Genomic DNA, 4,104 nt, shown 5'->3' with positions numbered 1-4,104 from the left:
GCAGGATCTTGCGCGCCAGGCCCTCGGCGATGGCGGTCTTGCCGACGCCGGGATCACCGACGAACAGCGGGTTGTTCTTCTGGCGGCGGCAGAGCACCTGGATGGTGCGCATCACCTCAGCCTCGCGGCCGATCAGCGGATCGATGCGGCCCTCGCGCGCCTTCTTGTTGAGGTTCACGCAGTAGGTGTTGAGCGCGTCCTGGCCGGGTTTCTTCTCCTCGCCGGTCTCGCTCGCCTGCTCGTCGTCCACGCCGCGCACTCCCCTGGGCTCCGACATGCCCGCCCGCTTGGCAATGCCGTGGCTGATGTACTGAACCGCGTCGAAGCGCGTCATCTCCTGCTCCTGCAGGAAGAACGCCGCATGGCTCTCGCGCTCGGCGAAGATGGCGACGAGCACGTTGGCGCCCGTCACCTCCTCGCGGCCCGAGGACTGGACGTGCACCACGGCGCGGTGGATGACGCGCTGGAAGCCGGTCGTGGGCTGGGCTTCGGCGGTGCCCTTGTGCACGAGGTTGCCGAGCTCGGTATCGAGGTACTCGCCGACGCGCACCCGGAGCTGGTCGAGATCCACGTTGCAGGCGCGCATGACGGCGGCCGCGTCGCGGTCGTCTATCAGGGCGGCGAGCAGATGCTCGAGGGTCGCAAATTCATGATTACGCTCGTTGGCGAACTCGAGCGCGCGATGCAGCGAGGATTCCAGGCTTTTCGAGAAGGATGGCACGTTCGACCTACTCTTTCTCCATGGTGCATTGTAAAGGATGGCCATGCTGACGCGAAAAATCCATCACCTGCGTCACCTTCGTCTCGGCGACCTCGTAGGTGAAGACTCCGCACACGCCCACGCCCTTGTGGTGCACGTGCAGCATGATCCGCGTCGCTTCCTCGCGGCCCTTGCTGAAATACTTCTCCAGCACCAGGACCACGAACTCCATCGGCGTGTAGTCGTCATTCAGAAGCAGCACTTTGTAGAGCGATGGCTTCTTGGTCTTCGGACGCGTCTTGGTGACGAGGCCGGTCTTGCCCTCTTCACCGCCGCCCCGGTCGTTTCCGGCTCCGTTCTTGCCGGCCATTCTCAGTCCCAGACTCATCTTGCCCGTCGTCACTTACCCGCGCCGCCCCCGGGAGGGCGCCCGCTCTGTTCCAGTATGTTCGCGCAGCTGGCTTGCGCCAGCAATGCCCTTAAACGCACTCCTCCCCTCTTTGGCTCAGGCCACCAGACCAATCGGGCCAAATGAAAGTGGTGTTGCTCCGGAGATAAAAAAGGCCCGGGCGCCGTGCCCGAGCCTCATTTCGTCGTTCCTGCGGAGCCGGGGCTCGACGCGTTGCGGCGGCTACCGGCCCTGGAAGGCCTTTTCCACGGGCTTGTAGGCGTCCTTGGCCAGGCTCGAGTACATGCCGCCGATCTTGGTCAGCTGCTGCATGTAATCCTCGTAGGCCCGCTTGGCGAAGCTCGACTGGATCTCAAACGCCTGCTCGAGCGACTTGGCCGAGGCGAGCTTCTCGAAGGTCGCGGTGCCGTCCTCGAAGGCGCGCTTCGAGTAGTCGGTCATCTCGGCGGCGATAGCCTGCCAGCCCTTGTTCCAGTCGCCGAAGAACTTCAGCGCGTTGTCGACGTTGGATTGACCGAGCTTCTGAAAATCCTGAAAATTGTTCATCATTTGAATGTCTGCCTGCTGCTGTCGGGTGGGAGGATCGTGGTCGGCGTCGGGGCCTTGGCCCCGTATTTAGCCGCACTGCACCATTTCTTCAAGGGTGATATTGCGTCGCAGCATTATTCCGGGACGCGAGCAAACCGTGACCGAGGCGTTAACAAAATCGCAGCATCGGACCGCTAGCGTTGCCTTCCGACCGCGTCGCCCCGGGTTTTGCTGCCACGGGCAAGGTTCTACGGCCGCAAAGTGGCCGCGAAGCATAGGCACTCAAACCCGGCTCGGATATGTTGACGACCGGGCGGGATGGGCGGCGCGGACACACGCGACACGCACCAGCGAAAGAGGGGGCTTTGCCGATTTTCGCCACGCGATGGATGGTCCTGCTGCTTCTGCTCGGCGCGGTCGTGCTCGCGCCCGGCCAGCCCGCGCGCGCCGAGACCGCGAAGCAGGCTTCGATCGTCGTCGATGCCAATACCGGCAAGGTGTTGCACGCGCAATCGGCCGACGAGCCACGTTTCCCCGCCTCGCTCACCAAAATGATGACGCTCTACATCCTGTTCGGCGAGATCGAGCAGGGCCGGCTCACCTACGACAGCCGGATCACGTTTACCGAAAAGGCGACCAAGGTCGCTCCCTCGAAGCTCGGCCTCAAGGCCGGCGACACCCTCACCGTGCTCGATGCCATCAAGGCGCTGGTGGTCAAGTCCGCCAACGACGTGGCCGTCGCCGTGGCCGAGGCGATCGGCGGCAGCGAATACCGTTTCGCGCGCCTCATGACGGAGCGTGCACGCCAGATCGGAATGGCGTCGACGACGTTCCGCAATGCGTCCGGGCTGCCGAACCCCGAGCAAAAGACGACGGCAAGGGACATGGTGACCCTCGGCCTGCGGCTGCAGGACGACTTTCCGCAGCACTACCGCCTGTTCTCGCTCGCCTCTTTCACGCTCGGCGGCAAAACGTACAAGACGCACAACACGCTGATGCTGGGCTTTCCGGGCATGGACGGCATCAAGACCGGCTACACGCGCGTCTCGGGCTTCAACCTGGTGTCGTCGGTCCACGCCGACGGCAAGCACATCATCGGCGCGGTGTTCGGCGGCAAGACGGCGGCCACGCGCAACGCGCTGATGCGCTCCCTGCTCTACACGTCGCTGGCCAAGGCTTCGACCGAGAAAACGCGCTCAAGCACGCCACAGTTGGTCGCCGAGCGGCGACCTGCAAAGCCGCCGGCGACCCAAGCCGGCGACGACGCACGGGCCAGCGACGACGCATGGGCCGCAAAAACGCTGAAGGCTCCGCCGCCCCAGAAGGCAACCAAGGCGGCCAAGGCGGCACCGGTCAAGGTCGCGGCCAACGCACCCTCTCCGGCGCCGGCCGTGCGGCCCCCCCGGCACGATCCGATCGGCGCCATGCTTGCGGCCGGCGAAGGCGACACGGCCGCAGAGCCGCCCCAGGCGGTGGCCGGTTCCGCCCTGCCGCCGCCCCGTCTCGACCTGCAAGCCCTGCGCGCGGCGATGGCCGAGCCCGAAGCCGCTCCGCCGCCCGGCCCCACCGAGGCGCCTTCCACCGGCTCCACCGGCGCGTCGTCCAGCATCGCCGGGCTGATCCGTCACTCTATCGTCGAGGACGCTGCTCCCGCGCCTGTCGCCACCCTGTCCAAACGGCAGACAGCGCCCTCCGCGCGGCCGCCGTCGACGCTCGATTCGCAAGCGCACGCGCTTACCGCCTTCGTCACGCCCGCCGAGGCGGCCACGGCGTCGCCCTCGCACCTCAACGGGCCGTCGCAGTTCCAAGCGGCGCCGGTCGGCGCCGGCTATGCGATCCAGATTGGCGCTTACAACTCCGCCCGCGAGGCCCAGTCCAAGCTCGACCTGGTTCGCAGCCGCGCCGCGGGCCTCCTCGACGGACACGGCGGGGTGACGCTCCCCGTGCAGCGCGACAACCGCCAGTTCTTCCGGGCGCGGTTCGTCCAGTTCGACGAGCATGCGGCTTCGAACACGTGCCTCGAGCTGCGCCGCCTCGCCATCGACTGCTTCGTGATGAAGGCCGACTGAGGCGGCCACAGCCGCACGGGCGGCGATGGCCGGCGGGTCGCGGCCCGCCGTCACCGGCTCTGGTTGAGCAGCACGTCCTTGGCTTCGTTGACCTGAGCCGCAAGATAGGTCGATCCGCCCCGGTCGGGGTGCAGCTTCAGCATGAGATCGCGGTGGGCGCGGCGGATCTCCTCGTCGGTCGCGCCCGGGGCGAGGCCGAGAATGTCGTAGGCCTCGTCCGGCGTCATGCGTCCGTCGCCGTCGCGCATGGCCCGCTCGCCGCGCGAGACGTCATCCCGCCAGGTCGGATGGATCCGATCGAGATAGGCTTCGAGAAGCTGGGCGGACTGCGGATCGACGAACCGGCAGTCGTGCCAGAGCAGCGCCAGCTCGGCGGGCTTCAGCGTGTCGAGGTCGCG

General features: G+C 66.6%; 5 protein-coding genes. 1 reads left to right on the top strand and 4 read right to left on the bottom strand.

The features are described 5' to 3' along the window. The 3 genes from V7082_RS21390 to V7082_RS21380 all read right to left on the bottom strand — a co-directional run. Positions 1-721: Clp protease N-terminal domain-containing protein (locus V7082_RS21390; protein ID WP_334151700.1), on the bottom strand; the 721-nt coding region annotated here is incomplete at its 3' end. 7 nt (positions 722-728) lie between these two features. Further along, on the bottom strand, positions 729-1,070 hold the full coding sequence (clpS, locus tag V7082_RS21385) for an ATP-dependent Clp protease adapter ClpS (RefSeq protein ID WP_334151699.1): 342 nt from the start codon (positions 1,068-1,070) through the stop codon (positions 729-731). A 261-nt stretch (positions 1,071-1,331) separates the two neighbouring features. Beyond that, positions 1,332-1,658: a phasin family protein gene (locus tag V7082_RS21380; protein WP_334151697.1), complete on the bottom strand. Its 327-nt coding sequence runs from the start codon at positions 1,656-1,658 to the stop codon at positions 1,332-1,334. Between the two features lie 344 nt (positions 1,659-2,002). Between V7082_RS21380 and V7082_RS21375 the strand changes: the two genes are divergently transcribed. Further along, positions 2,003-3,706: a D-alanyl-D-alanine carboxypeptidase family protein gene (locus tag V7082_RS21375; RefSeq protein WP_334151696.1), complete on the top strand. Its 1,704-nt coding sequence runs from the start codon at positions 2,003-2,005 to the stop codon at positions 3,704-3,706. 50 nt (positions 3,707-3,756) lie between these two features. Here V7082_RS21375 and V7082_RS21370 read toward each other — a convergent pair. Beyond that, positions 3,757-4,104, bottom strand: a 348-nt coding sequence (locus V7082_RS21370) for a DnaJ domain-containing protein (protein ID WP_334151694.1), incomplete at its 5' end; no start/stop codon positions are given.

This window comes from Hyphomicrobium sp. (genome assembly GCF_036833075.1).
Taxonomy (GTDB): domain Bacteria; phylum Pseudomonadota; class Alphaproteobacteria; order Rhizobiales; family Hyphomicrobiaceae; genus Hyphomicrobium_C.
The sequence above is the reverse complement of the archived record's forward strand: the minus strand, read 5'-3'. Positions and strand labels throughout refer to the sequence as shown.

Bases quoted from the DNA above. Each gene is read 5' to 3' on its own strand.
- V7082_RS21380 (WP_334151697.1), bottom strand. From the start codon at position 1,658: ATGATGAACAATTTTCAGGATTTTCAGAAGCTCGGTCAATCCAACGTC.
- clpS (WP_334151699.1), bottom strand. From the start codon at position 1,070: ATGGCCGGCAAGAACGGAGCCGGAAACGACCGGGGCGGCGGTGAAGAG.